Raw genomic sequence first — 26,363 nt, 5'->3', positions numbered from 1 at the left:
TCAGGGAGTCGACCGCATGCCGTCCAACCCCGCCGAGCCGCCCACCGACCTCTTCCGGCTGCGGCCGCGGCGGGATTCCGCGCTGCCGGCCCGGCTCGCCCACTCGGCCGCGACGACTGAGGGCGCGCACCTGCGCACCGAGGACTTCGCCGGCTGGCTCGCCGAACGCGGCCGGGCCCACGACTTCCAGGTCGACCTGATCCCCTTCGCGGACCTGGACGGCTGGTCGTTCGAGGACGGCACCGGAAACCTGACCCACCGCAGCGGTCGGTTCTTCACCGTCGAGGGGCTGAAGGTCACCGGCGGCCCGGGCCCGTACGAGAGCTGGCAGCAGCCGGTCATCAGACAGCCCGAGGTGGGGATCCTGGGCATCCTCGCCAAGGAGTTCGACGGGGTCCTGCACTTCCTGATGCAGGCCAAGATGGAGCCGGGCAACCGCGATCTGCTCCAGCTCTCGCCGACCGTGCAGGCGACCCGCAGCAACTACACCAAGGCCCACCAGGGCGCGGACGTGAAGTACATCGACTACTTCGTCAGACCGGGCCGGGGCCGGGTGCTGGCCGACGCCCTCCAGTCCGAGCACGGCGCGTGGTTCTTCCGGAAGTCCAACCGCAACCTGATCGTCGAGGCGGTCGGCGAGGTGGAGCTGCTGGACGACTTCTGCTGGCTCACCCTCGGCCAGATCGCCGAGCTGCTCCACCGGGACAACGTCGTCAACATGGACTCCCGCACGGTCCTCGCCTGCCTGCCCTTCGCCGACCCGCACGCCGGGGCCCTGCACTCCGACACCGAGCTGCTGTCCTGGTTCACCGCCGAGCGCTCCCGGTACGACGTCGCCGCCGAGACCGTGCCGCTGAACAGCGTCCCCGGCTGGAAGCGGGGCGAGAGTGCCATCGAGCACGACGAAGGGCGCTTCTTCCGCGCCGTCGCCGTGTCCGTCCAGGCGGGCAGCCGTGAGGTGAGCCGCTGGACGCAACCCCTGTTCGAGCCGGTCGGGCTCGGCGTGACGGCCTTCGTGACCCGCACGTTCGGCGGGGTGCCGCACGTGCTGGCCCACGCGCGCGTGGAGGGCGGTTTCCTCGACACCGTCGAACTCGCCCCGACCGTTCAGCACACCCCCGGCAACTACGCGCACCTCGCGGAGAAGGACCGGCCTCCCTTCCTCGACCTCGTCCTGAACGCCGACCCCGCCCGGATCCGCTACGAGGCCGTCCACTCCGAGGAGGGCGGGCGCTTCCTCAACGCCGAGAGCCGCTACCTCCTCGTCGAGGCCGACGAGCGACAGGCGCCGCGGCAGGCCCCGCCGGGCTACATCTGGGTCACCCCGGGCCAGCTCACCTCGCTCGTCCGGCACGGCCACTACGTGAACGTCCAGGCCCGCACCCTGCTCGCCTGCCTCAACGCGGGCGCCCTGTCGACGGCGGTGCGCGTCTGATGCCCCCGCTGCGCTTCGGAACCCTGGGCTGCGCCTCATTCGCCCGCCGCAGGATGCTGCCCGCCATGGCCGCCGGCCCGGACACCGAGGTGGCCGCGGTCGCCAGCCGCGACGCGGCCAAGGCGGCGGAGACGGCCGCCCGGTTCGGCGGCACCGCCGTGCACGGCTACGCGGAGCTCCTCGAACGCGACGACGTCGACGCCGTGTACGTACCGCTGCCGCCCGCCCTGCACGCCGAGTGGACGGAGAAGGCGCTGCTCGCGGGCAAGCACGTGCTCGCGGAGAAGCCGCTGACCACCGACGCGGTCCGGACCGGGGAGCTGTTCGACCTCGCCCGTGACCGTGGGCTGGTGCTGATGGAGAACGTCATGTTCGTCCACCACTCCCAGCACACGGTCGTGGCACGGCTGGTGCGCGACGGCGCGATCGGGGAACTGCGGGCCCTGCACGCCACGTTCACCGTGCCCCGGCTGCCCGAGGACGACATCCGCCACCGCCGCGACCTCGGCGGCGGGGCCCTGTGGGACATCGGGATCTACCCGGTGCGCGCGGCCCTGCACCTCCTGGGCGACGGCCTCGAGCTGATCGGCGCCCAGCTCACCACGGGAGCCGGGCGCGAGGTGGACACCGCCGGAGCCGCGCTGCTGGCCACCCCGGAGGGGGTCGCCGCGCAGCTGACCTTCGGCATGGACCACTCCTACCGCAACACCTACGAGCTGGCGGGCAGCGAGGGCCGGATCACCGTCGACCGGGCCTTCACGCCGCCCGCCGACCACCGTCCCGTGCTGCGCATCGAGCGGGCCGCGGGGACCGAGGAGCACCGACTGGAACCGGACGACCAAGTCGCGGGCACACTGGCCGCGTTCGTCTCGGCGGTGCGGACGGGGAGCCTCGGACCGGACCGTGAGTGCCGGGCACAGGCCGCGCTGCTGGGTGCGATCCGCGCGTCAGCCGTCGTCGCGGGTTGAGTCCAGGATCTCCAGGCCGACGTCCAGCAGGGCCTTGCGCTTGGTCTCGGCGTCGCCCTCCAGCCGGGCCGTGGTGAACGCCCCGAAGTGGACCGTCAACAGCGCGCTGGAAAGGCGCACCTGATGAGCGAGGGGGGCGTCACCCGCGTGCATCAATTGGGAGATCGTGATCACCCGGTCGGTGAGCTTCTGCCCCACGCCCAGTTCGCGCAGCGCCGCCTGGTTCTCCTGCAGGATGCTGTAGAGCGGTGCGGCCTCGCGCAGGGCCGAGCTGTAGCGGGCGAGCAGCTCCCGCTTGGTCTCCAGGGTGGGGGGCTGGGCCTTGCCCCAGGCGATGAGCTCGTCGACCGGGCGGCCGAGCTCGTCGGAGATCGCGGTGAGGATGTCCTCCTTCGTCTTGAAGTGGTAGTACAGCGCGGCCTTGGTGACGCCGAGCGCCTCGGCGATCTCGCGTAGCGAGGTCTTCTCGTACCCCTGCGAAACGAAGAGTTCCAGGGCCGTGCTCTGGATGCGCTCTCGGGTGTCGCTCCTGCGCGCCTGGGGGGTGCTGCCCATGGGCTCTCTCTCCTGCGTTCGTCGGACCTATCTAGCCCGTCGGCCAGCAAGTAACCGGGCCGGGCGCTTGGCATGCGTGCTGAGGAGAGATCATGTCGCAGGAACCGGCCCCCGCGGAGGCGCGGAGCTCACCACCACCGTCCCGGGGTACCTATGAAGCGGTCGGCTCCGCTTTCGGTGCGGTGGCTGACGGCGCGTCGAGTGTTGACGCCCTGGGATCCGAATCGTCCGTGGGGTAGGCGGAGGTGAGCAGTTCGGTGGCGCCGGCGAGCAGTGCCAGCCGTTTCTCCTCGGCGTCGCCCTCGATGTGCTCGATGGCGAACGTGCCGTAGAGCAGGCTGAGCAGCGCGGTGACGCAGCGGACCTTGGCGGCGACGCTCGCGTCCGGCTCCTGGAGCAGCTCGGAGAGCGCGGTCACCCGGTCCTTGAAGTCCTGGCCGACGCTCAGGTCGCTGAGCGTCGCCTGGTTCGCGTTGAGGACGTTGAACAGGGGTGCGGCACCGCTGAAGATCACGCTGCTGCGAGCCAGCAACTCCCTCTTGACGGCGAGCGACCGGTGCTGCTGCCGCCCCCAGAAGATCAGCTCGTCGAGCGCGATACCGACATCGGAAAACAGACTGACGAGTATGTCTTCCTTGGTTCGGAAGTGGTAGTACAGCGCGGCCTTGGTGACGCCCAGCTCGTCCGCGATCTCCCGCAGAGAGGTCTTCTCGTACCCCCGCTCCATGAAGAAGTCGCGTGCCACCTCCTGGATCTGCTGGCGGGTGTTGCTCCGGCGAGGTCGTGGTGTGCTCCTCATCGGCTGCTCCCTTCGCTCGGACGGGTCCGGGGACCGCGATCGCGCTGATCCACAAGGCGAGCAGAATAACGTACTTGACGCCCGGTTAGTGGCTGTCTAATCTTCCGAATATGCGCACCAACCCGGCGGCAGGTAAGCCAGGAGTCGGTGCGAAGGGGGGCGTCGGCGGATCGGCCGGCGCGGTTGGCTCGCTCACTCATCACCCATGCGTACTCATGCGAGGAGACGCCCGTGTCCGGTAGCCCGACCGATGGCCCACTGCGGTTAGCCGTCATCATCGGCAGCGTGCGCGAGGGCCGGTTCGGCCCGACGATCGCCGGCTGGTTCGCCGACCGGGCGCGCCGGCGGCCCGAGTTCGACGTCGATGTGATCGACCTCGCGGAGGTGGCGCTGGGCTCGGTGGCCCCGTCCACGAGCCCGCCGCCGGACATCGTCCAGGCACTCGGCACGCTGACCCCGCGGCTGGACGCGGCGGACGCCTTCGTCGTCGTGACGCCCGAGTACAACCACAGTTACCCCGCGGCCCTGAAGAACGCGATCGACTGGCACAACCCCCAGTTCCACGCGAAACCGGTCGCCTTCGTCTCCTACGGCGGCCTGTCGGGCGGTCTGCGCGCGGTGGAGCATCTGCGGCTGGTCTTCGCCGAGTTGCACGCGGTCACCACCCGCGACACGGTCAGCTTCCACAACGCGTGGGACCGCTTCGACGACAACGGCCGCCTCAAGGACCCCGACGGCCCCAACGCCGCGGCCACGACGTTGCTCGACCAACTGACCTGGTGGGCGCATGCGTTGCGGCATGCCAAGTCCAAGCGCCCGTACGACATCTGAGTCACCGCGGCGGCCGGGCCCGTACTCCCTACGCGCCCGCGCACGGACCGCGGTACCGAGCCCGTACCTGCACGAGCCCGTACACACCCGAGTCGTACGGCATCTGAGAACGACACTTCTGACCGAGGGGACGGTGCGAGTCCGCATGGCAGGACACCTTGCCGCCGCACAGTACGACTACAGCCGGTACGACTACGCCCTGGACGAGCCCGTCCCCCACGTCTTCGACGGTTTGAGCGTCCCCGTACGGACCGCCGCGTCCATGCTCGGCCTCTCCCCGTGGACGGTCTCGCACCTGGTCGACCGGGGCGAGCTGGGCAGCGAGCGCGGCGGGCAGTACCGCTATGTCACGCTGTCCAGCATATTTGCCTATCGTCGGCGTACCCGATGATTCGCCGGGCCCGATAAGTCGGTAAGACCGATAATTCCGGGCCTGGTTTTTCGCCGTCGAGCCGATATTCGATCGGCCGGCGGTGCGATCTGTGGTGATCTGAATGGCGCGAATGAGTGAAAGCCCGGAACCTCTGTTAAAGGGCGGAGTTATTCAGAACGCTTTCCCAGTGAGGGCGCCACACGATCGAAAGGCATAGACGTGCTCAAGAAGGTTCTCGCCACGGCCGCGATGACGGCTTCCGCCGTCGGCGCCATGACCAGCCCCGCTTTGGCGATCGGCAACGACGGTGGAGACGTCGCCAACGGCAACGCTGCGAAGACCGGTTACGGCAACACCAAGACCGGGGGCAAGGAAAGCCCGCAGATGAGCCTGATCCAGGGCACGCTCAACAAGCCGTGCCTCGGTATCGGCAAGATCGACGTCCAGGCGCTCAACCTGGCCGCCGTGCAGGACGTCCCGATCCTGTCGCAGCAGCAGCAACAGCAGTGCACCGACAACTCGACGATCAGCGCCGGCGACGCCCCGCTGTCGCACATCCTGGACGAGATCCCGATCATCTCCGGGAACGGCTCGGGGAACGGTCACTGACCGAAGTACCGAGTGTGGTGAAATCCCCCTGCGGCGGGTGTGCGGGCCCCGCCGTGGGGGGCTTTTCCTGCGCCGGGTCGGGGCTCGGCCGAATGGGTGAAGCGGAATAACCTTCCCGCCTTTTCGCGAGTTGCACAGGCAGCTGTCGTCATTCGTGGATCCAGAGCGAAGGAATTAGACGTGATCAAGAAGGTAGTGGCCACGGCCGCGCTGTCGGTTTCGGCGGTCGGTACCATGGCCGGCCCTGCGATGGCGATCGGCAACGACGGCCACGATGTCGCCAACGCCAACGGCGCCGCGCAGATGTACGGCAACACCTACACGGGCGGCTACATGAGCCCCCAGATGGGCCTGATCAACGGCTCCTTCAACAAGCCGTGCATCGCCATCGGGAAGCTGGGGATCCAGGGGCTCACCGGGGCCGCCCTGCAGGACATCCCGATCCTGTCGCAGCAGCAGCAACAGCAGTGCACCGAGAACTCGACGATCAGCGCCGGCGACGGCCCGCTGTCGCACCTCCTGGACGAGATCCCGATCCTGTCCGGCAACGGTTCCGGGAACCGCGGCGACCACGAGGGCCACGGCCGGCACCGCGGCAACCCCCACCCCGACGAGCACGGCCACCACTGACGTCACCGGCCCACCGCGGAGCCGTCCCCGGGTTCATCCCCGGGGGCGGCTCCGCCGCGTGTGTGGGCCCGACGGCACGCACGAGCTGCGCCCTATGCCCGGATTTGCGGACCCTGCGCATAGATGAAACGCCGCTTCGTGCAAGGGAGAAGAGTCGTTCCGGGCCGAAAATCACGGTTTCGCCGGTACAGGATGCGGAGGCATCTGACGGAACACCCGGGGAAATCGAGAGATAAAGCTGATGGCTGCGTCCGCATCACCGCGCGCGGAAGCGCGCAACATCCTGATCATCGTCGCGATCGTGCAGTTCGTGATCGGCGGCTGGTTCTCCTGGTCGGCCTCCCGGGCCGCGCCACGCGACCTGCCCGTCCTGGTCGTCGCGGGCACGCCGGCCGTCGTGGACGCGTTGCGGGAGGCCGCGCCCGGGGCGTACGAGATCAAGGAAGCCGCCGACGAGGACGCCGCCGACCGGGCCCTGCGGCACCGCGAGGCCTACGGCGCCTTCGTGCCCCGGTCCGGAGGGGAGCTGGACCTGCGGATCGCCTCCGCCGCCTCGCCCGTCGTCGCGCAGACGCTGATCCGGCAGGCGGGGGAGCTCACGGGCAAGCCGGTCCGGGTCACCGACGTCGTCCCGGCCGATGCGGACGACCGCCACGGCGCGGGCGCGGCGATGGGCTTCCTGCCGCTGCTGATCACGGCGGTCATCGCGGCCCTGCTGTTCGTGCTCAAGGTGGCGGGCGGCCGGGCCCGGCTGCTCGGCGTGGTCGGCTTCGCGGTCGCCTCCGGCCTGGTCAGCTCGCTCGGCCTGACGCACGTCAGCGGCGTTCTGCCGGGCGGCTACCTGGCCAACGCCGCGATCGTCGCACTGCTGGAGCTCGCCATGGCGGGCGTCATCACCGGCCTGGGGTCGCTGATCGGCCCGCCCGGTGTCGCGGTGGGGGCGGTGCTGATGTTCGTCGTGGGCAACCCGCTCTCCGGCATGGCCTCCGCCCCCGAGATGCTGCCCCAACCGCTCGGCACCGTAGGACAGTTCCTGCCCCCGGGCGCGGCGGCCACCCTCTTCCGCTCGGTGGGCTCCTTCGACGGCGCGGGCGCGGGCGGGCCCGTGCTCGTCCTCGCCGTCTGGTCGCTGATCGGGCTGGGGCTGCTCTACGCGGGGGCGCGGCGGACGGCCCCGAAGCTCGCGTCGGTCACGGTGAGCGATCCCCTTCAGGCAGCAGCCCGCTCGTCGCGATGAGGTACCCGAGCTGAGCCCGGCTGCGGCTGCCGAGCGACGCGGAGAGCCGGCTCACCCGACCCGCCACGGTCCGGCGGCTGGTCCCCAGCCGCCGGGCGATCGCCTCGTCGGTGTACCCGGCGACCAGCAGCCGGGCGATCGCGCGCTGCGTCTCGTCGGCGACCTCCGGCTCCGGCGTCCGCCCGGCCGTCGGCACCAGCGGAGCGGCCCGCTCCCACGCGTCCTCGAAGACGTGGACGAGGAACGAGACGATGGCGGGCTGCCGTATCTCCAGGGCGGAGGCCACGAGTTCGCTGTCGCCCGGTACGTACGCCACCTCCCGGTCGACGATGACGAGCCGGTCGAAGACGTGGTCCAGCGTGCGCACTTCACCGCCGGCCGCCACGATCCGCTCGAGGTGCGGCAGCCGCGCCGAGTGGGTGCGCACCGCGTGCCCGTGGAGCGCACGGTGCCGTACGCCGACGGGCGCGGGCTCCTCGTCACGGGGGAGACCCTCGCCCCCGGGCCGCACCGTCATCAGCTCCGCCCGGCAGGCCCGGACCGCGTGCGCGAGGGTGGAGCCGATGACCCGCTCACCGTGCATGGCCGTGGCCCAGCCCCGGTGCTCCCGCTGGGCGGCGGTGTAGATCGCCCGCACCGGGGAGAAGGTGCCGGCGATGGCCCGCGCGTCCGTCCGCTGCCGTTCGAGCGACTCCTCGATGGGGCGCACGAGTTCGGCCAGCGCGACGTCCGGCGCGACCGGCACCAGCACGCTCGGATCGTCCGGCGGTGGCACCAGCAGCCCCATCCGCAGCAGACACCCCGGGGCCCCCGCCCTCGGTGTGCACCCCTTGACCACGGCCTGCCGGTAGCGGGTCAGCCCCTCGCCGCACAGGGTGTCGGCCCCGCCCTCCGGGGCCGTCCCGTCGCAGCATTCCCCCACGTACCGCCCTGCCTGATCGTGCATGGGGCCATTATGCGGCGCGTGGACGGCCAAGTAATTGACCCATGATTCCCGCGCTGAAATGAACCACGGAGCCGGTCGCCTGGCGTCCTAGATTCGTAGTCGTGAAGCCGCGGACAGCAAGCGAGCGGCGAGCCCCACGCACGTTTCGGACATCAAGGAGCACCCCATGAGCGGCACCGAGTTCCCCCGCCCCGACGACGTCGTCCTCGTCCGGGAGGCCGACGCGGAGATCACCGCCGACGCCCCCGGCAGCCTGATCACCCTCATCGCCGACTCCGACCGCACGGGCGGCGCGGTGACCACCAACCGCACCATCCTCGACGAGGGCGTCGCCGGCGCGCCCCCGCACTTCCACACCCGGGCCACCGAGATGTTCTTCGTCCTCGACGGCGCGCTCCAGGTCCTCGTCGACGACCGCGTCGTGGTCCTGGAGAAGAACGACTTCCTCGCCGTCCCCCCGGGCACGCACCACGCCTTCGCCCCCGCCCCCGGCTCCTTCGCCGACGCCCTGCTCGTCTTCACCCCGGGCATGGACCGCTTCGACTACTACCGCCTGCTCGACCGGGTCAACAAGGGCCAGGCGGGCGTCGAGGAGATCAAGGCGTCGTCGGAGCGTTTCGACAACCACTACGTGGACAGCCCCCTCTGGCGCGAGACCCGCGCCGCGGCTACCCGCTAGGCCCCTCGGCAACCGTCGCCGAGGTGCTCGGAAGCCTTTCCTACCTGGGGTGTTACCGTCGCAGCGGTCCGGCGGGGGACTGCCTCGCATGCTGCACAGGCTGCGTGCGAGGGGCCTCGGTCCGCCGGCCGGGCAGGACGGCAGCGGATGGGGGAACAGGTGGAAGACAGCCAGGAGTCGCTCCACGAGGAGGTGGACCGGCTGCGCCAGGAGGTCGCCCGTCTCCGTCCGTGGCAGGAGAGCGTGGTCGAGGAGATCAAGAAGTTCGCGCTCGCCATGAAGCACGACTACGGCGAGGTCGAAGGGGCACTGATCGGCGTCGTCGACCGGCTGAACAGCCTGGAGAGCGGTGCGATCGCCGACCAGGGAGGTCAACTCCCCTGGTCCCTACGGGCGTCCGAGCGCGACTGGCAGGACCTGACCGCATGGGTCGACTGGCTCCGGACGCACTACGTCACCCAGCCCCAGCTCCACATCGCCCCGTGCTGGCCCGCCCATGGCGGGGTCGTGGAAGAGCTCGCCGCCCTCCGGTCCTCGTGGCGCGCGGCGACACAGCGGGACACCGACCCGGCACGTGTGGGGAGCGACCTCGCTCACTGGCACCAGAACCTGCTCTGGCCGACGATCGAGCGGATCCGCCTGAACTACCCCATCGCCGAGTGCGAAGCGGACCACATACCCGACCCCCCGGCCCAGCCCACGGACATCGACGCGCTCACCACCGTCATGGCCGAGGCGGCGGCCGGGCGACGCCGGTGGGAGAGCCGGCGCTTCACCTACGGCCTGGAGGCCGACGCCCCGTACACCCCCGGGCGGCCGGGCGCCCTGTGGCGGCGACTGGGTGAGGACTGGGAGTACCTGTCGCTGCTGGACTGGCAGTGGCACCGCGTCGAGGAGAACGGCACCGTCCACCCGCCGAAGCCGGAGGACCTGCACCCGGTGACCGGCGAGCGGGCCGTGGAGCTGGAGGCGGACCGGCAGAAGTGGGTGCGGTACTGGGCGCTATACGTGGACGAGGCCGCCCACCGGGCGGGCGAGGAGCCCACGACGGTGGTGCGGCGCCGCCGCAGCCCGGAGCGTACCTACGACGAGGCGTTCACCGTCGGCAACGTCTGGGCCCCGACCACGGCGGTCTTCGACTTCTTCGACCCGCGCCCGTCCAACCCTCCGCACCTCGTGGAGATCGACCGCGACGAGGCCGAGCGGCTGTTGTACAGCGTGTGCGGCGTGCTGGGGGCGACCGAGCTGTGACGACCGGGACGAACAACCCCACCCTCACCGGTACCGGGGCCTGGCGATGCCGGCCATCGGACTTCGGGGAGCACCTGGAGCTGACCGCGGACCAGAACGCGGCCCTCAGCGCCCGCTGGGAACAGGCCCGTTCGGACCTGGGACTCCTCGACGACGTCATGGCGGACGTCCTGCGGCAGACCGCCGAATTCGGCGGCACGTCGCGGGAGCCGGAGCACCGCCTCAAGGCGCTCCAGGCCTTCCGCGTCCGCAGCGCCGGGCAACTGGCCTCGCGGGTGCCGCTGGGAAAGATCACGGAGCGGGTCGTCGACCTCAACCGCTACACGCTGACCTTCCGGGAAGAACACCTCACCGAGGGCGTCGAGCGGGCGTACGCGCTGCTGCGGGAGAAGGGCTTCGAGCTCGTCCCCGGCTCGGAGCGGGACACCTGGGCCGACCCGCTCCACAAGGCGCTGCACACGGCCTGGCAGTGGGGCGACGAGGGCTCCCCGCGGAAGTTCGAGATCCAGTTCCACACGCCCGGGAGCTACTGGGCCAGGTCCAAGAACCACGACGACTACGTGAGGTACCGGTCCAGCCGATACCGGCGGATCGGCGCGGACGGCCGGGACCTGCCGAGCCGCCAGGAAGAACGGGCCGTGGTCCTCCAGAGCGAGCGGTACCACGGCATCCCTGTGCGGGACCTGGAGTCGGAGGTCCCGCCGGAGCGGAAACCGGAACCCCCCGGGGCCGACGAGGCCGTGCGCTTCTGGGCGCTGTACACCAACGACCACGCCTGGAGCAGGGGCAGGCTCCCCAGGACGGTCTTCCGGCGGCGCCGGACCCCGGAACACCAGGACGACACGGAATTCTCGCCCCACGGCTTCTGGTCGGTCAGCAGAGCCATGTCCAGGTCCCGCGACGCGCGGGACGACGATCCCCCGCACCTGGTCGAGATCAGCGCGGAGGACGCGGAGCGGCTGCTGCAGGAGCTGCGCGGCCTGACGGGGGCGACCGGTTGGTGAGCACGCCGGCTCCCGCTCCCGGGCGAGGTCGTGCGGAATAATCCCGCACATGCCGTCTGACCTCACATTCTCGGATGACCTCGGCTCCTGTGGGCACCTCGGCCCCGCGGAGGCGGCCCGCCCCCACGCCCGCCCGCGCACCGAGCCCGCCGCGTGAGGCTCTCCGGGCCGCACCGGCTGCTGCTGCCCGATGTGCTGGAGGTGGGCGCCCCGTACGCGCTCGTCCTCGGCGGCGGTTACGCCATACAGGCGCACGGACTAGTGGACCGCCCCAGCCGCACCCTGGACCTCGTCACCGAGACGCCGACACCGATGGCCGACGTCGCGTCGGCCCTGCGCGCGGGCCTTGAGGCGAGGGGCTGGCGGGTGGAAGGGACGACGGCCGAGCCGCTGTCGGCCCGCCTCGCGGTGCGGGGCCCCGGGTCCGGTGCCATGTCCGGTGCCCTGGACGAGCCGAGTGACGCGTGCGTGGTGGACGTCGTGAAGGAGACGCTGTGGCGGCCTCCGGTGCCGGGCGAGTACGGGCCCGTCCTCGCCGCCCCGGACGCGGTCGGTCTGAAGGTGCGGGCCCTGACGGACCTGGGGCTCGCCCGGGACCTCGTCGACGTGTGGGCCGCGTCCGACCGCTGGACCCACGCCGAACTGGAGGAGTGGGGCCGGCGCCACGGGCGGGACGCGTTCGACCCGGCCGATCTCCAGGCCCGGCTCGAACGGTCGGAGTGGATCGACGACCGGGAGTTCGCCGGGTACGGGCTCGACGAGGTCGCCACGGCCGCGCTGCGCCGCTGGGCCCAGCTGTGGGCCGACGACATCGCCGAGCGGCTCATGGAGGAAGCCCCGGTGGAGGACGAGCTCTAGCCGCTCGGCCCCGTCAGCCCCGTCAGCCCGGTGGGAGCGCCCGGCACAGGGCGTCCAGCGCGGCGCCGTAGGCGTGGTCGGGCGGGGTGCCGAAACCGACGACCAGGCCGTCGGCCCGGGGTGTCGTGGCCTCGGGGTGCCGGAATTCGGCCAGGCCGTCCACGGCGAGTCCCTGCCAGGTGGCCGCCTTGAGGGTGGACTGCTCGGTGCCGGACGGCAGTTCCAGCACGGCGTGCAGACCGGCCGCGACACCGGTGGCCCGGACGTGCGGAGCCCGCTCGGCGAGGGTGGCGACGAGCCGGTCACGGCGGTCGCGGTAGCGCTGCCGCATCCGGCGCAGGTGACGGTCGTACGCGCCGGAGTCGACGAAGTCCGCGAGGGTGAGCTGGTCCAGGACCCCGGCCCACGCCTCCCGCTCGCCCTTGACGGCGAGCACCGGGTCGACGAGATGGTCCGGGAGCACCATCCAGCCGAGCCGGATCGCGGGGGACAGGCTCTTGCTGACCGACCCGATGTAGACGACCCGCTCGGGATCCAGCCCCTGCACGGCGCCGACGGGCTGCCGGTCGTAACGGAACTCGCCGTCGTAGTCGTCCTCCAGCACCAGCCCGCCCCGGGCGCGCGCCCAGTCGACGACCTCCGCGCGCCGCTCGGGGTGCAGCGGACCGCCGGTCGGGAACTGGTGGGCGGGCGTGAGCAGCGCGGTCCGAACCTGCTTGTGCGCGGCCAACTCCGCGGTGCGCGCCCCGTGTTCGTCGACCCCGATGGGCACCGTGCGCACCGAGGCGGCGGACAGCAGTTGGCGGTGGAAGCCGAGCCCGTAGGACTCGACGGCCAGCGGACCGCGCAGCACACCCCCGAACAGCAGCCGCAGCGCGGGCGCGAAGCCCGAGCAGACCACGATCCGTCCGGGGTCGGTCCGCACGCCGCGGGAGCGCGCCAGATAGTCGGCCAGGGCCCGCCGAAGTTCGTGCCGGCCGCGCGGATCGCCGGGCCCGAAGGCGTCGTTGGGTGCGGCGTTCAGCGCACGGCGGCCGGCGGTGAGCCAGGCGCCACGGGGGAAGGAAGCGGCGTCGGGCTGCCCCTGCCGCAGATTGTGCGTGGGCCCCGGCGGGCCCGTCGGGGCCTTCTTCGGCACCCGTACGGGCTTGAGGGGCGCGGCCCGCCGGGCCACCCGGGTGCCGGAACCCTGACGGGCGGTGAGCCAGCCCTCGGCAACCAGCTCGGCGTAGGCGTCGGCGACGGTGTTGCGGGCGAGCCCGAGGTCGGCGGCGAGCGAACGGTAGGGCGGCAAGCGGGTGTCGGGCGCCAACTGCCCCGAGCGGACGGCATCGCGCAGCGCCCGGATGAGCACCGCGCGGCGACTACCCGGCCCGGACAGCTCCAGATGCAGGTCGCGGCCGATCCGCTCCGCCCAATTGACCCAGTTCTCCGACATGGAAATGCACCTTACCGCCGGTCGATCAAGCACGTACATTCATGATCATGACGACGGATGCCAGCACCCCCGCCCCTTCCCGGCCCGCCCGCATCGACTTCGCGCGTTCGGCCCCGAAGGCGTTCAAGTCCCTGATCGGCTTCGACGCCGCCGCCCGCGAGGGCATGGACCCGGCCCTGGTCGAGCTGGTCCAGATCCGCTCCTCGCAGCTCAACGGCTGCGCGTACTGCCTGCACATGCACACCTCGGACGCCCGCAAGGCGGGCGAGAGCGAGGAGCGCCTCCACATGGTCGCCGTCTGGCGCGACGCGTCGCAGTTCTTCACCGCCCGCGAACGCGCGGCCCTCGCCCTGGCCGAGTCCGTCACCCTGCTCCCGGCCGGCGGCGTCCCGGACGACGTCTACGCCGAGGCGGCCTCCCACTTCGATGCCGAGGAACTGGGCAGGCTGCTGGCCCTGATCTTCGCCATCAACACCTGGAACCGCATCGCGATCGCCACGGCGAAGATCCCGGGCACGGACGACCGCGCCTGACGCCGGGCCCGCGGGCCGGTGGAGACGAGGACAGCCCCAGGCCGATGGCCTGGGGCTTTTCGTGTTGCCCGGGTGCCCTTGGGGGAAGCCGCCCGCCCCGTCTCCGCCCTGCGCATGGCCGACCCGCTGGCACCTGCCTAGCGCCACCGTGGCGCCATGAGTGCCACCTCGGTGCCACATCTTCTTGCGATGGCATCATCGTGGTGCCATGATGGCGTCATGGGCCTGCTGATGGACACGGAGATCGGCAACAGCGCCCTCGTCGCCCTGGCCTGGTGCGTCGGCCTCTCCCTGGTCGGCTGCCTGTGGGCCCGGTCGGCCTTCAACCGCGGCGCCAAGAGCTGAGCGGCCACTGCACCACCCACTTCGACCCGTACCTCGGCCCGCACTTCGACCCGTACCTCGGCCCGCGCTTCGATCCGTACCTTCGATCCGTCTGGAGAACACCGTGCAGCACGAACCGTCGACGAACTCCCCGGAGCAGGACTCCCAAGAGGCCGTGACGTTACCGACCCGGCGCCCCCAGGGCTGCCCCTTCGACCCGCCCACCGAGCTGGCGGAACTGCGCGAGCGGCAGCCGCTCACCCGGATGCGCTACCCCGACGGCCATCTGGGCTGGCTGGCCACCGGCCACTCCACGGTCCGGGCGATAGCCGCCGACACCCGCTTCAGCTCACGCTACGAGCTCATGCACTTCCCCTTCCCGGGCACGGAAGGCGTGGAGATCCCCCCGGCCACGGTCGGCGACCTCACCGGGATGGACCAGCCCGAGCACACCCGCTACCGGCGGCTGCTCGCGGGCAAGTTCACGGTCCGCCGGATGCGCGCACTCACCGAACGCGTCGAGCAGATCACCGCCGAGCACCTGGACGCCATGGAGAGCCAAGGGCCGACGGTGGACCTGGTCCAAGCCTTCGCCCACCCCGTGCCGGCGCTGATGATCTGCGAACTCCTCGGCGTGCCCGAAGCCGAACGCGAGGCCTTCAAGGCACGCGCAGCGGCGATCACCGCCCCGGGGTCGACCCTGGACGAGCAGGTCGCCGCCCTCACCGGGCTCGGGGAATTCTTCCGGGACCTGGTCGCGGCCAAGCGCGCCCACCCCACCGACGACGTGCTCAGCGATCTGACCACCAGCGACCTCACCGACGAGGAGCTCGCCGGAATCGCGGGCTTCCTGCTCGCCGCCGGCCTCGACACCACGGCCAACATGATCGGCCTCGGCACCTTCGCCCTGCTGACCCACCCCGACCAGGCCGCCGCCCTGCGCGCCGACCCCGGCCTCGCCGACCAGGCGGTCGAGGAACTCCTCCGCTACCTGACCATCACCCACACCGGCCTCAAATCCGCGCTCGAGGACGTCGAGCTCGACGGACAGCTGATCAAGCTCGGTGAGTCGGTCACCCTCTCCCTCCAGGCCGCCAACCGCGACCCCGCCCGGTTCGACGACCCCGCCACCCTCGACATCCACCGGAAGGCCACCGGTCATCTCGCCTTCGGCCACGGCATCCACCAGTGCCTGGGCCAGCAACTGGCCCGCGTCGAAATGCGGGTCGCCTTCCCGGCCCTGCTCACCCGCTTCCCCACGCTGCGCCTCGCGGTCCCGCCCGAGGACGTGCCGCTGCGCACCGACATGAACATCTACGGGGTGCACCGGCTCCCCGTCACCTGGGGCGAGGAGTAGGCCGATGGAGATCAGTGTCGACCGCGAGCGCTGCCTGGGTGCCGGGATGTGCGCACTGACCGCCCCCGAGGTGTTCGACCAGGACACCGAGAGCGGCCGGGTGCTCCTCCTGAACGCCGTGCCGTCCCCCACCCAGGCCCCCGCGGCCCGCAAGGCCGCCTACATCTGTCCCTCCGGAGCCATCACCGTCACCGGTCCCCGGCCGGCAGCCGACGAGCTGTCCGTCGGAGCGGGTGGAGCTAACAGCGGACCGGCTGGCCGCTCTGGCGGGTGAGGTTGTCGGCGGACATCCAGCCCGAGGTGCTCGCACCGTCCACGCGGACGTAAATCCACTTGTTGTCATAGGCGTTGGTCACGTAGCACTGGTAGCGGAGCTTCGTGCCGGACTTGGCCCGGGTCACGGAGGAGCACGTCTGGTACGGCCCCGTCACCACGTGGAAGTCGCCGGACAGGTAACCGTAGCTGCCCGGCTTCGCGTCCCGGTGGCTCCAGCCGCTGCAACTCTTCGACACGGCACTGGGCTTGGCCGCCGGAGCACCTGGCTTGGCAGTGGGAGTGGGCTTGGCCTTAGGGGAGGCCGACGCGTGCGAGACCGCGCCGGACGGCTTCCCGTGGGGTCCCTTGGGCGGCGAGGCGCTCGGGGGGTTCGCGCCGCTGGGTCCGCTCCCGCTCGGCCGGCCACTGCCTGCCGGGGAGCCGGCCCCGGGCGCCGCCGCCTGTGCGTCGTCACCGTTGCCGACCAAGGCATAGGTGACGCCGCCTCCGGCGAGCACGACGGCGGCCGCCGCCGCGGCGACGAGGGTCCGGCTGCGGCGTCGGCCGCGGCCGTCCGCGGAGCGCCCGGCACCGGGCGCGTGGCCCGCGACCGGTGCACCGGCCTGCGGCACCGGGTGCGGCGGGCCGCCGGGCGGCGGGTATCCGGTGTACGGGGCCTGCGGGACGTGCGGGGCCTGCGGGGCTGCCTGGTGGAACGGCGGCGCGGCACCGAAGCCGGGCGGTGGCGTCGGCGTGACGGCCTGCGTCGGCGTCGGCACGGGAGCCGGCGGCGCGAGGCTCGCCGTCCCGCCCGCGGCCACCCGCTCCAGCATCTCGCGCGCCTGGTCGGCGGTCGGCCGGTTCTCCGGCTCCTTCGCCATCAGAGCCCGCAGCACCGGCGCGAGCGCTCCCGCCCTCTGGGGCTCCGGCAGGGGCTCGGTGACGATCGCCGACAAGGTGGACCACACGGACGTACGGCGGAACGGCGCCGTGCCTTCCACCGCCGCGTACAGCGTCATGCCGAGCGACCAGATGTCCGACGCGGGCCCCGGCTCCCTGCCCTGCGCGCGCTCCGGCGGCAGATAGTCGATGGAGCCGACGAGCTGACCGCTCTGGGTCAGCTTGGCCATGGCCTCGTCACCGGAGGCCTCCATGGTGGCGATGCCGAAATCGGTGAGCACGACCCTCCCCCAGCCTCCGGCCGGGGGGACCCCCATCTCGCTTCGTTCGCCGTGCTCCAGCAGGACGTTCCCCGGCTTGACGTCCCGGTGCAGTACGCCGACCCGGTGCGCGGCGTCGAGCGCGGCCATCAGCTCGGCGCCGATCGCCGCGGCCTCGTGCGGCTCCAGCGTGCCGCGCTCCACCAGCACGTCGTCGAGCGAGGGCCCGCCGACGAGTTCCATGACGATGACCGGCAGGCCCTGCTCCTCGGTCACGTCGTGCACGGTGACCACGCCGCCGTGCCGGATCCGGGCGGCGGCCTGCGCCTCCCGCTGCATCCGGGTCCGCAGGTCGGCCAGTTCGGGTGCGGAGGCGTCGGTGAAGGCCCGTAGGACCTTGACGGCGACCTCGCGGTTCAGCAGTTCGTCGACCGCCCGGGCGACCACGCCCATGCCGCCGCGCCCGATCATCGCGGTCACCCGGTAGCGCCCTCCGAGTACCTTGCCTATCAGCTCGTCGCCGTTCGCTTCCCCCGCCGTCACCGCACGCTCCGTTCCGTCACTGTTCGCCGTTCGCACCTGGGCGGCCCAAGAGTAAAGGGCCCGGTACGCCGCGCAGGGCGGTGGCCCCGCGCGCGGCGGACGTGCTTCGCCGCGCGCTACCGGTCGTCCGGACCGGGGCTCAACAGCCCTGCCTCGTACGCCATGACGACCGCCTGGGTGCGGTTGCCGGCGCACAGCTTGGCCAGCACATTGCCCACGTGCGTCTTGACGGTCTCCAGGCTCACCCGCAGGTCGGTGGCGGCCTCTTGATTGGAGAGCCCCTTCGCCATGAGCCGCAGGATCTCGATCTCGCGGCCGGTGAGCGCTGCCACCCCGCCGGCCGCGGCATCCCGGCGTACGGGCCTGGCGGCGGCCAGGCGGCGAACGGCCTCCGGGAACAGCACGGAGTCCCCGTCGGCCACCAGCCGGATGGCGTGCGCGATCTGCCGGGCCGGCGCCCGCTTCCGGATGAACCCGCTGGCGCCGGCCCGCAGGGCGTCAAAGACGTGCTCGTCGTTCTCGAACGTCGTGATGACGATGACCTTCGGCGGATCGGGCAGCGCGGCCCGCAGCCGCCGGGTCGCCTCGATGCCGTCCACACACGGCATGCGCACGTCCATCAGCACGACATCGGGGCGCAGCCGCTCGACCAGGGGAAGCACCTCGGCGCCGTCGGCGGCCTCGCCGACGACGGCGAGGCCGGTCCTGGCCGACAGCAGCGCCCGCAGTCCGGTCCGCGTGAGCTCCTCGTCGTCGACGACGAGGACGGTGACCGGCGGGTCGGGGTGATCGGCCGGTCCGCCGTGCGCGTTCACGGCGCCGACCGTAGGGGTATCCGTGCCGCCAGCCGCCAGTGCGTGCCTTCCTGCCCGTCCGTACGTCCCGCGGAAACCTCGCCGCGCAGCAGGCGCACCCGCTCGGTGATTCCGGTTAGCCCGTGCCCCCGCTCCCCGGCGGGGCGGAACGGGCGGCCGGGCACCGTGGAGTCGAGCGGGTTGACGAGCTCCACCTCCAGCCAGCCGTCCCGTGCGGCGACCCGCAGGCTGATCCCGGCCGTGCCGCTGTGCCGCAGGGCGTTGGTCAGACCCTCCTGGACGATCCGGTACGCCTCCCGCGACACGCTGGCGGGCACCTGCGCGAGGTCCCCGGAGGTCTCCACGCGCAGCCCGGCACCGGTCCGCCGGACCCCTTCGGTCAAGGGGCCGAGGTCGGCGAGGGTGCGCTGCGGCGCGGTGGGCGACTTCCCTTCCCGCAGGACACCGAGCACGTGGTCGAGGTCGTCCATCGCGGCACGGGACGTCTCCTCGATGCTGCTGAGGGCTCGCCGGGCCGCTTGCGGGTCACGGTCCATCAGTTCCCCGGCGACGGCGGCCTGGATGGTCGACGCCGTCAGGGTGTGCCCTATCGAGTCGTGCAGCTCCTGGGCCAGCCGGTTGCGCCGGGCCAGGAGGTCCAGCCGCTCCTCCGCGGCGGCCAGCCGCTCGGCGGGCCGGTGCCCGAGGAGCGGTGCGCCGAGCAGGCGCAGGGCCGCCGCGCCGCCGAAGGCCACGTATCCGCTGAGCACGAGGCACCCGGCGCAGACGACCGCCGTCCACAGGCCCTGCCACCCGCGCTCCACGGGGACGGTCCACCCGAAGCTCGCCACCTGACCACCACCGCTCAGCCAGACCGAGGGGAACACGACGGCCGCGAAGACCGACAGGCAGGCCACCGCGGTCACCGCCGCACCGACCGCCAGGTGCGCGGCGAGATAGGCCGACGTCCGGAGCCGGTCCACCCACCGGGCCGCCGACGGCTTCGACGGGTCGGCCGGCGGGGTGGGGAGTCCGGTGCCGAGGAGCCGGTTGGCCAGCCGGACACACCCCCGGCGCGCCGCACGCGGAGCGCCCATGACGACGAGCACCGCGCACAGCAGGAGACCGAATGCCACGGCACGAGGTCCCGCCGCCCACTGCGAAGGCGTGGCGAAGAGCGCCACGATCAGCGGCGGCAGGCTCATGGCCGCGCCGAGAAGGGCGTATGCCCAACTCCGGTACGGGGACCCGCTGAAGAGCGGCCGGATCATTGTCTTCACAGCCCGGACAGTACCGACGCGCAGCGCGGTGCACCTCCCCCGAAAGAGCCACCGACGGGACCCCTCGGCAGGGGGATCCCGTTTTCCCCCGTCGCAGCGATGTGGCGGCCCGCCGCCGACTGCGAACGTCGTGTGGACGAGATCGACTCCATTCGAGGGCCGAAAGGCAGCCGTGAAACCGAAACCCGCGTCGCATTCCGAAAACCGCGTCTCCGTGGCCGCAAAGATCGGTGCGGCCGTATGGATCGTCGCCGCCGTGCAGTTCTTCGTCGTCCAACTGGTCGTGCAGTCCGCCTGGCACACGCCCTACAGCTGGGCGGACTACAACATCAGCGATCTCGGCAACGTCCAATGCCGGACATGGGACGTCTCCCGCCCGCGCTATGTGTGCTCACCCCTGCACGCCGCCATGAACACCTCGTTCGTCGTCCACGGGGTACTGCTGCTCGTCGGCACGCTGCTGACCGGTGCCGGCTGGGGCCGCGGCCGGTTGTCGGCGACCGCCCGGACACTGTTCGCCGTCAATGCCGGGGCATGGGTAGTGGTCGGCCTCGCTCCGGCGGACGTCAACGAGGACCTTCACGTATTGGGCGCGTTCATCATCATGGGGCTGGGGAACATCGGACTCGTCTGCGCCGGATTCGCCCCGCGGTCCTCCCTGTTCGGCAGACTGCGTGCCATGACCCTCTCGGTGGCCGCCGCCGCGGTGGCCGCCGCATGGATGTTCTTCGGCCAGTACGACCCCGGAACGGGACTGGGCAGCCTGGAACGGATCGCGGCCTTCGCGTTGGACGCGTGGGTCCTCGTCATGGCCCTCGCCCTGTTCGGCCTTCCCCGCAAGGACGACTCCGGCCGGTGCCGGCCGGAGTCGCCGACAGGCGCGGGCGCCGAGCGCCACGGTCACCAGACCAGGGCGTCGGCGGCGTTCGACTGCCAGTAGGTGACGGCCGCGCTGTCGTCGATCCACGTGCCCTTCGGGAGGGCGATCGAGTCGGGCCCGCCCTCGGAGCCCTCACCGCTGTCGAGGAAGACGTGCAGGGTGCGGACGTTACGCCCGTTCTCCCCGGATCCGTCGGCGGACGACAGCCGGATGCCGGCGTAGGCGGCTTGGCCCGGCTCGAGCGTCACGACCGCCTGCGGTGCCGACTCCTCGATCGGCTGGGCGCCGACGTACGTGTCGTTGTCGAAGCCCAGGAGCGGGGCCTTGACGAGGACGCAGGGCTCGGAGCCGGTGTTGGTGACGGTCAGCAGCTGGTGGTTGATCGGGCGGCTCACGTTCCGCACGGTGAAGTCGGCGGAGGTGGTGGAGCAGAGCGCCCGGACCGGGCCACGGTCCGCCTGCGGGGCGGCCTGGGCGGGAACGGCCGCCGTCGCCAGAACGGCGGCACCGGACAGGGCGGCGGTGGCGATGAGACGTGCGAAGCGCATGGCGTTGCTCCTGATGGGATGTCAGTGAGTGCTGGTCGCCCCGGAGTTCCCCGAGGCCTGATCAGCTTGCGGCGCCGCCCGTCCCGGCCTCAAGGCCCGCCGGCCCTTCCGGGACACCGGAACGGTTACACGCCCTCTGACCTGCGGAAATGTCAGACCGTGGAACGCTTCGGTGGAACGCGGAAGGTCAGTCCTGGGGCGCGGGCGACCACCGGGTGTCCCCCGGCGGCTGCTGGTACGAGGGCCTGCCCGCGGCACCGCTGGTGTGGAAGGGCCTGCCCTGGTCGTCGATCCGGAGGACCCCGCGCCGGCCGCCGCTGGACCACTGCAGTTCCAGGTGCCACCGCACGTCGTGCTGCTTGGCGTCGGCCTTGACGTAGAAGACCTCGGGGTCGGTCCGGCTCACCTTGTACGGGAAGTCGCGCTGACCGGCCATCGGGGTGAGCGCGGGCGACCCGGCGTCGAGGTCGACGCCGAAGGCCCGCGTCGCCACGTCACCGCCGCAGCCGACACCCGTGGCGTAGGCGTTCCAGGCCAGCGGTGCCTTCGCGCCGTCCACCCGGACGTGCAGGCCTTCGAGGACGACCGTGTCCTTACCGGTGCCCTGCAAGGTGAGCTTGATGAACTGGTTGTCGGCGCTGACGGCGCCGAGCTCGGACGCCCAGGCGGGCGCGTCCTGCTCGATGGGGGGTTTCGGCATCTCACCGGGGCCCCGGTTGACCAGGAAGCGCTGGGAGCAGGGGCTCTCGTAGGCGTAGGGCCGGGTGTGGGCGGTCACGGGAACGTCGCCCCCGTCGTCGGCACCCTTGCCGTCGCTGTCGCCCTTGTCGTTGCCGCTGTCCTGCTCGCCGGGGGACGAAGGGGACGCGGTGCCGTCCGGCCCCGCGGGCCCGGAAGGCTTGCCGTGCTCCTCCTTCTCCTCCTTCGCGGAGGAGGACGGGCTGTCGGACGGGCGCTGTCCGGGCTTCCGGGGCGCGGCCCCCTCGGCCTTGCTCGAAGAGGAGGCTCCGGCGGGCTGCTTCTTCCCGTCGTCGTCGGAACCGCTGCCGACGAGGCTGACGGTGAGCGCGGCCGAGCCCATCACGCAGGCGACGGCCACGGCGGCCAGCACGGCTTTCCGAGACCGCCGTTCGCGCTGTGGGCGGCCGTCCGACGAGGCCGGGACCACCGGCTCGCTCGATCGCGTGCCGGCGGAACCGGGAGGGGCGGGCGCGTCATCGGGTGCCGGTGTCGTCGTCGCCACCTCTGCCGGAGCCGTGACCTCTGCCGGAGCCGTGGTGTCCGGCTCAGTGGCGTCGGGTGATGCCCCGGGCTCCTGCGCCTTACGGCCGCGCGCCGCGTCCGCGATGATCCACTGCCGGTGGACCTGCATCAGCTCTTCCGGAGTGGCCTTGCACAGGCGGGCCAGCCGCTCCACCGGAGCGAACTCCGTCGGCACCGTGGACCCGTTGCAGTACCGGTGCAAGGTCGACGTACTGACGTGCAGTCTCTTGGCCAGCACGCCGTAACTCAGGCCCGACCGCTCCTTCAGCGATCGCAGCAACTCCGCGAGACCGCTTGCCCCCACGCCACTCCTCCGTCCCATGTCCTCGTTCCAGAGAACATCCATTCCCCCAGGTCAGGGCTGGTGCGAGCGTTCCAGCATCCCTAAGTGGCCAGTTGTGCTGGCGCCCGGGACGCGGCGTCGCACAAGCTTTCGTCATCCAAGCACGCCGCTCCCGGATCCGGTCGAGCGGCGCTCCGCTGCCCTCCCGTGAAGAAAGAGATCCGCCATGCGCGCCTCCGTCCGCCGACCCCGTCTGCTCGCCGCCGTCTCCGTCGCGATCGCCGCGCTCGCCCTGACGGCGTGCGAGAACGGAGGAGGAGTCCGCGAGGAGGGCGCCGCCTCCCAGCCCGCGCAGCCTTCGGAGCCCTCGCAGCCGACGGCCCCGGGTTCGCCGGCCCCGAAGCCCGACGGGACGGCCGGCCCCAAGGCCCCCGGTGAGAAGGGGACGAGCGGTACGAGCGGTACGAGCACCGGCAAGGGAGGGGGCCGCGCGTCGGCGCCGGCCGCGGACGCCGACCCGAACGCCCCGGCGAACCGCGTGCCCTGCACCGCCGACAACACCGAGGTCGTCGCCACGCCGGTCTCCCGCCCGCTCAACCACATGCTGCTCACCATCACCAACACGGGTTCCAAGATGTGTGATCTGAAGGGCTACCCGATCGTGAAGTTCGAGGGCGCCCAGTCCGTCCCGCCGGTCATCGAGGCGAGCAAGCCGCAGGCGGTCACCTCGCTCGCGCCGGGCAAGAAGGGCTACGCGGCCGTGATCCTGTCCGCCGGTGACGGCAGCGGCGGCGAGGGACGCACGGCGCAAAGCCTGGAGATCGGCTTCCAGGGCAGCGACAAGATGGCCGAGGCCGCCCTCCAGGCCAAGGGCGTGCACGTGGACGACTCGCTGCGCGTCACGTACTGGCTGGCCACGGCCGCGGACGCACTCACCTGACCACGGACGCGGTGCATGGAGTAGCGCAGTCCGCCCATCGGTCGATCTGCGTGGCGGGTCGCGGATCCGCTCTCCGGGGCTGCTGGGACGATCCCGCCCATGGCACCGAGGACAGACACCGCCGAGAGTTCGGCAACAGCGCGCGTCGTCTTGCTGACGCTCTCGGCCGGTCAGTTCCTGATGGCGCTCGACAGCTCGGTCATGAACGTCTCGATCGCGACGGTGGCCGAGGACGTCGGCACGACGGTGACGGGGATCCAAGGCGCCATCACGGCCTACACCCTCGTGATGGCGATGTTCATGATTCCGGGCGGCAAGGTCGGGGCGCTGATCGGGCGCAAACGCGCGTTCATGATCGGGTGCTGCATCTACGGCTGCGGCTCCCTGACCACGGCGCTCGCACCGAATCTGCCGGTCCTTCTGCTCGGCTGGGCGCTCCTCGAAGGCCTCGGGGCGGCGCTCATCCTGCCCGCGATCGTGGCCCTGGTGGCCGGAAACTTCGCCGCTGAACGCCGTCCCGCCGCCTACGGACTCGTCGCGGCGGCAGGGGCCGTGGCGATCGCCCTCGGTCCGCTCATCGGGGGTGTCGCGACGACGTACTTCTCCTGGCGGTGGGTGTTCGCCGGTGAGGTGCTGGTGGTGCTCGGCATCCTGGTCCTGGCCCGCCGCATCGCCGACGCCCCGACCGGCGAACGCCGGCGCATCGATCTCGTCGGCGCCGTGCTGTCCGCGCTCGGGCTCGGGATCTTCGTCTACGGGGTACTCCGCTCGGACGAATGGGGCTGGTTCCAGCCGAAGCCCGACGCTCCTTCGTGGCTCGGGGTCTCGCTGGTGGTGTGGCTGATGCTGGTGGGCCTGCTGCTGATCCGGCTCTTCCTCCACTGGGAGGCCCGCCTTGTGGAGCAGCGCCGGGACCCGCTCGTCGACCCGGCCATGCTGCAGAACAAGCAGCTCACCGGCGGGCTGACCATGTTCTTCTTCCAGTACCTCGTGCAGATGGGCGTGTTCTTCGTCGTACCGCTCTATCTGTCGGTCGCCCTGGGCCTGTCGGCGCTGGCGACCGGCGCCCGCCTTCTGCCGCTGTCGGTGACGCTGCTGGCAGCCGCCGTCCTGATCCCCCGTTTCCTCCCGGACGTCTCGCCGCGGCGGGTGGTACGGCTCGGGATCCTCGCCCTTCTCGCGGGCGCGGTGGTCCTGATGGCCGCCCTCGACGCGGACGCCGGTGCGGAAATCGTCACGATCCCCCTCCTGTTGATCGGGCTCGGCATGGGCGCGCTGGCGTCCCAGCTCGGGGCGGTCACCGTGTCCGCGGTGCCGGAGGCACAGAGCGCGGAAGTCGGCGGCGTCCAGAACGCGGTCACCAACCTGGGCGCCTCGATCGGCACGGCACTCGCCGGGTCGATCATGATCGCCGCGCTCACCTCCTCGTTCCTGGCCAGCGTGGAGCAGAATCCGGAGGTCCCGGCCGGAGTCAAGAGCCAGGCGACCGTCCAGCTCCAGAGCGGTGCGCCCTTCCTGTCGGACGCCCAACTCGAGACGGCCCTCGACGAAGCCGGCACCAGCAGCGAGGTGTCCCAGGACGCGCTGGACGCGAACGCCGCCGCCAGGCTCGACGGCCTGCGCGCCGCACTCGCCGTCCTCGCCCTCGCCGCCCTTCTCGCGATGTTCTTCACCTCACGGATCCCGACGGCCCAGCCCCGCTCCACAGAGCCATAGCCCGCCTCGGGCCGGATACGTTGCCTCCATGGCTGACTTCTTGATCGTAATGACGACCGTGGACAACCAGAACGCCGCGCGAAAGCTGTCGCGCTCGGCGGTGGAGGCGAACCTGGCCGCCTCCGGGCAGGTGACCGGCCCCGTCGAGACGACGTACCGGCACCTCGGCGAGGTCTCCGAGGGCATCGAATACCAGGTGACGTTCCGCACGACCGGCGACCGGCGCGAGGCCCTGGAGAAGCACCTGGTGGACAACCACCCCTACGACTCCCCGGAGGCCATAGCGATCACGATCGACGCCGGCCGCGCCGAGTACCTGGACTGGATCACCCGGGCCACCCGCTGACCCTTCGCGCGCCCCGCCGGCGCGCCGACCGGGGCGAGGCACCGGTGGGGGACCTCCCGGTGCCTTGTCACGGTGGATGGCGCCTCAGGCCCCAATCCGAGGTGTGGTGAGGGCACTTATGGCACGCGAATGGCACGCAGGCTCTGAGAGGCCCGGACAACAAAGAAGCCCCGGGCCGGTGGCCTGGGGCTTATCGATGGAGCGGGTGACGAGAATCGAACTCGCGCTCTGAGCTTGGGAAGCTCATGTTCTACCATTAAACTACACCCGCGAGGGCGCCCGTTTCAGGGCGTCGCATCGTCGCACACTCTACCCCATCGAGACCCCCCGGTGCATAGACCGTGGGGTCTTCTCGCTGTGGGCGGGTCCCCGGTGGCGCCGGCCGTCGAGGGTGGGGATGCGGGCGCGGGGGACGGGAGTTGGGGCGTACCGTGGGGGCGCCGGAAGACGTGGCGCGGGTACGGGAGTGCCGCGTACGAGCCCGCACCTTAGATCCCCTAATGTGGCTTTTGTCTTTCGTGTTGTGGC

At 71.6% G+C, this 26,363-nt stretch carries 28 protein-coding genes and 1 tRNA gene; 19 read left to right on the top strand and 10 right to left on the bottom strand.

Annotated elements, in window-relative coordinates; genetic code table 11:
• The first annotated feature begins 16 nt into the window (after positions 1-16).
• A complete protein-coding gene (locus tag FHS38_RS18185; RefSeq protein WP_184734622.1) occupies positions 17-1,435 on the top strand; it encodes an NDP-hexose 2,3-dehydratase family protein in 1,419 nt (472 codons plus the stop codon).
• Entirely contained in the window at positions 1,435-2,403 is a 969-nt protein-coding gene (locus tag FHS38_RS18180; protein ID WP_184734621.1) for a Gfo/Idh/MocA family protein, read from the top strand. The genes FHS38_RS18185 and FHS38_RS18180 overlap by 1 nt, the downstream gene beginning before the upstream one ends.
• Here FHS38_RS18180 and FHS38_RS18175 read toward each other — a convergent pair.
• Together FHS38_RS18175 and FHS38_RS18170 are read right to left on the bottom strand one after the other, a co-directional pair.
• On the bottom strand, positions 2,383-2,958 hold the full coding sequence (locus tag FHS38_RS18175) for a TetR/AcrR family transcriptional regulator (protein ID WP_184734620.1): 576 nt from the start codon (positions 2,956-2,958) through the stop codon (positions 2,383-2,385). The genes FHS38_RS18180 and FHS38_RS18175 overlap by 21 nt on opposite strands.
• Positions 2,959-3,109: 151 nt before the next feature.
• On the bottom strand, positions 3,110-3,757 hold the full coding sequence (locus tag FHS38_RS18170) for a TetR/AcrR family transcriptional regulator (protein WP_184734619.1): 648 nt from the start codon (positions 3,755-3,757) through the stop codon (positions 3,110-3,112).
• Between the two features lie 231 nt (positions 3,758-3,988).
• Between FHS38_RS18170 and FHS38_RS18165 the strand changes: the two genes are divergently transcribed.
• The 5 genes from FHS38_RS18165 (at position 3,989) to FHS38_RS18145 (ending at position 7,437) form a co-directional block, all read left to right on the top strand.
• Positions 3,989-4,588 (top strand): NADPH-dependent FMN reductase, encoded by a 600-nt coding sequence (locus FHS38_RS18165; protein WP_184734618.1) that lies wholly within the window; start codon positions 3,989-3,991, stop codon positions 4,586-4,588.
• A 145-nt stretch (positions 4,589-4,733) separates the two neighbouring features.
• Positions 4,734-4,979, top strand: coding sequence for a helix-turn-helix domain-containing protein (locus tag FHS38_RS18160; RefSeq protein WP_184734617.1), 246 nt, complete (start codon positions 4,734-4,736; stop codon positions 4,977-4,979).
• Between the two features lie 201 nt (positions 4,980-5,180).
• Entirely contained in the window at positions 5,181-5,570 is a 390-nt protein-coding gene (locus tag FHS38_RS18155) for a rodlin (protein ID WP_184734616.1), read from the top strand.
• Between the two features lie 180 nt (positions 5,571-5,750).
• Positions 5,751-6,200 (top strand): rodlin, encoded by a 450-nt coding sequence (locus tag FHS38_RS18150; protein WP_229822674.1) that lies wholly within the window; start codon positions 5,751-5,753, stop codon positions 6,198-6,200.
• Positions 6,201-6,441: 241 nt separating this feature from the next.
• A complete protein-coding gene (locus FHS38_RS18145; RefSeq protein ID WP_184734615.1) occupies positions 6,442-7,437 on the top strand; it encodes an ABC transporter permease in 996 nt (331 codons plus the stop codon).
• Here the strand turns inward: FHS38_RS18145 and FHS38_RS18140 are convergent.
• Positions 7,391-8,383, bottom strand: a complete 993-nt coding sequence (locus FHS38_RS18140; protein WP_184734614.1) for a helix-turn-helix transcriptional regulator — start codon at positions 8,381-8,383, stop codon at positions 7,391-7,393. The two genes, FHS38_RS18145 and FHS38_RS18140, sit on opposite strands and share 47 nt — an antisense overlap.
• 166 nt (positions 8,384-8,549) lie before the next feature.
• On the opposite strand from FHS38_RS18140, the gene FHS38_RS18135 reads away from it, so the two are divergent.
• The 4 genes from FHS38_RS18135 (at position 8,550) to FHS38_RS18120 (ending at position 12,175) form a co-directional block, all read left to right on the top strand.
• Positions 8,550-9,062: a cupin domain-containing protein gene (locus FHS38_RS18135; protein ID WP_184734613.1), complete on the top strand. Its 513-nt coding sequence runs from the start codon at positions 8,550-8,552 to the stop codon at positions 9,060-9,062.
• Between the two features lie 147 nt (positions 9,063-9,209).
• Entirely contained in the window at positions 9,210-10,313 is a 1,104-nt protein-coding gene (locus FHS38_RS18130; protein ID WP_184734612.1) for a hypothetical protein, read from the top strand.
• Entirely contained in the window at positions 10,310-11,317 is a 1,008-nt protein-coding gene (locus FHS38_RS18125) for a hypothetical protein (RefSeq protein WP_184734611.1), read from the top strand. Before FHS38_RS18130 ends, FHS38_RS18125 begins: the two co-directional genes overlap by 4 nt.
• Before the next feature lie 153 nt (positions 11,318-11,470).
• Positions 11,471-12,175 carry a nucleotidyl transferase AbiEii/AbiGii toxin family protein gene (locus FHS38_RS18120; protein ID WP_184734610.1) on the top strand — a complete coding sequence of 235 codons (705 nt, stop codon included), beginning with the start codon at positions 11,471-11,473 and terminating at the stop codon, positions 12,173-12,175.
• Positions 12,176-12,197: 22 nt separating this feature from the next.
• Here FHS38_RS18120 and pdxR read toward each other — a convergent pair whose 3' ends face one another.
• Positions 12,198-13,613: a MocR-like pyridoxine biosynthesis transcription factor PdxR gene (gene pdxR, locus FHS38_RS18115; RefSeq protein WP_184734609.1), complete on the bottom strand. Its 1,416-nt coding sequence runs from the start codon at positions 13,611-13,613 to the stop codon at positions 12,198-12,200.
• 47 nt (positions 13,614-13,660) lie between these two features.
• Here pdxR and FHS38_RS18110 point away from each other — a divergent pair, with 47 nt between their 5' ends.
• The 4 genes from FHS38_RS18110 (at position 13,661) to FHS38_RS18095 (ending at position 16,101) form a co-directional block, all read left to right on the top strand.
• Positions 13,661-14,146: a carboxymuconolactone decarboxylase family protein gene (locus FHS38_RS18110; RefSeq protein ID WP_184734608.1), complete on the top strand. Its 486-nt coding sequence runs from the start codon at positions 13,661-13,663 to the stop codon at positions 14,144-14,146.
• 219 nt (positions 14,147-14,365) lie between these two features.
• Positions 14,366-14,491: a hypothetical protein gene (locus FHS38_RS18105; protein ID WP_260420798.1), complete on the top strand. Its 126-nt coding sequence runs from the start codon at positions 14,366-14,368 to the stop codon at positions 14,489-14,491.
• Between the two features lie 103 nt (positions 14,492-14,594).
• The gene (locus FHS38_RS18100) at positions 14,595-15,827 is read left to right on the top strand and encodes a cytochrome P450 (protein ID WP_229822676.1); all 1,233 of its coding nucleotides are present in this window, start codon (positions 14,595-14,597) and stop codon (positions 15,825-15,827) included.
• Positions 15,828-15,831: 4 nt separating this feature from the next.
• The gene (locus tag FHS38_RS18095) at positions 15,832-16,101 is read left to right on the top strand and encodes a ferredoxin (RefSeq protein ID WP_184734606.1); all 270 of its coding nucleotides are present in this window, start codon (positions 15,832-15,834) and stop codon (positions 16,099-16,101) included.
• Here FHS38_RS18095 and FHS38_RS18090 read toward each other — a convergent pair.
• From FHS38_RS18090 to FHS38_RS18080, 3 genes are all read right to left on the bottom strand, one after another.
• Complete coding sequence (locus FHS38_RS18090; RefSeq protein ID WP_311775276.1) at positions 16,067-17,785, bottom strand: serine/threonine-protein kinase; 1,719 nt, start codon at positions 17,783-17,785, stop codon at positions 16,067-16,069. The genes FHS38_RS18095 and FHS38_RS18090 overlap by 35 nt on opposite strands.
• A gap of 116 nt (positions 17,786-17,901) precedes the next feature.
• Positions 17,902-18,600, bottom strand: coding sequence for a response regulator transcription factor (locus tag FHS38_RS18085; RefSeq protein WP_184734605.1), 699 nt, complete (start codon positions 18,598-18,600; stop codon positions 17,902-17,904).
• The gene (locus FHS38_RS18080) at positions 18,597-19,850 is read right to left on the bottom strand and encodes a sensor histidine kinase (RefSeq protein ID WP_184735042.1); all 1,254 of its coding nucleotides are present in this window, start codon (positions 19,848-19,850) and stop codon (positions 18,597-18,599) included. Before FHS38_RS18080 ends, FHS38_RS18085 begins: the two co-directional genes overlap by 4 nt.
• 223 nt (positions 19,851-20,073) lie before the next feature.
• On the opposite strand from FHS38_RS18080, the gene FHS38_RS18075 reads away from it, so the two are divergent.
• Positions 20,074-20,799, top strand: coding sequence for a DUF998 domain-containing protein (locus FHS38_RS18075; protein WP_184734604.1), 726 nt, complete (start codon positions 20,074-20,076; stop codon positions 20,797-20,799).
• On the opposite strand, the gene FHS38_RS18070 is transcribed toward FHS38_RS18075, so the two are convergent.
• Positions 20,760-21,287 carry a DUF4232 domain-containing protein gene (locus tag FHS38_RS18070; RefSeq protein ID WP_184734603.1) on the bottom strand — a complete coding sequence of 176 codons (528 nt, stop codon included), beginning with the start codon at positions 21,285-21,287 and terminating at the stop codon, positions 20,760-20,762. The genes FHS38_RS18075 and FHS38_RS18070 overlap by 40 nt on opposite strands.
• Before the next feature lie 187 nt (positions 21,288-21,474).
• The gene (locus tag FHS38_RS18065; protein ID WP_229822679.1) at positions 21,475-22,854 is read right to left on the bottom strand and encodes a helix-turn-helix domain-containing protein; all 1,380 of its coding nucleotides are present in this window, start codon (positions 22,852-22,854) and stop codon (positions 21,475-21,477) included.
• 205 nt (positions 22,855-23,059) lie between these two features.
• Between FHS38_RS18065 and FHS38_RS18060 the strand changes: the two genes are divergently transcribed.
• The 3 genes from FHS38_RS18060 (at position 23,060) to cutA (ending at position 25,835) form a co-directional block, all read left to right on the top strand.
• Positions 23,060-23,773, top strand: a complete 714-nt coding sequence (locus FHS38_RS18060; RefSeq protein WP_184734601.1) for a DUF4232 domain-containing protein — start codon at positions 23,060-23,062, stop codon at positions 23,771-23,773.
• Positions 23,774-23,872: 99 nt separating this feature from the next.
• Positions 23,873-25,489, top strand: coding sequence for an MFS transporter (locus tag FHS38_RS18055; RefSeq protein WP_184734600.1), 1,617 nt, complete (start codon positions 23,873-23,875; stop codon positions 25,487-25,489).
• 28 nt (positions 25,490-25,517) lie between these two features.
• Positions 25,518-25,835 carry a divalent-cation tolerance protein CutA gene (cutA, locus tag FHS38_RS18050; RefSeq protein ID WP_184734599.1) on the top strand — a complete coding sequence of 106 codons (318 nt, stop codon included), beginning with the start codon at positions 25,518-25,520 and terminating at the stop codon, positions 25,833-25,835.
• A 197-nt stretch (positions 25,836-26,032) separates the two neighbouring features.
• On the opposite strand, the gene FHS38_RS18045 is transcribed toward cutA, so the two are convergent.
• A tRNA-Gly gene (locus tag FHS38_RS18045) sits at positions 26,033-26,106 on the bottom strand.
• Positions 26,107-26,363: the final 257 nt, after the last annotated feature.

This window comes from Streptomyces netropsis (genome assembly GCF_014203545.1).
GTDB classification, from domain to species: domain Bacteria; phylum Actinomycetota; class Actinomycetes; order Streptomycetales; family Streptomycetaceae; genus Streptomyces; species Streptomyces netropsis.
The sequence above is the reverse complement of the archived record's forward strand: the minus strand, read 5'-3'. Positions and strand labels throughout refer to the sequence as shown.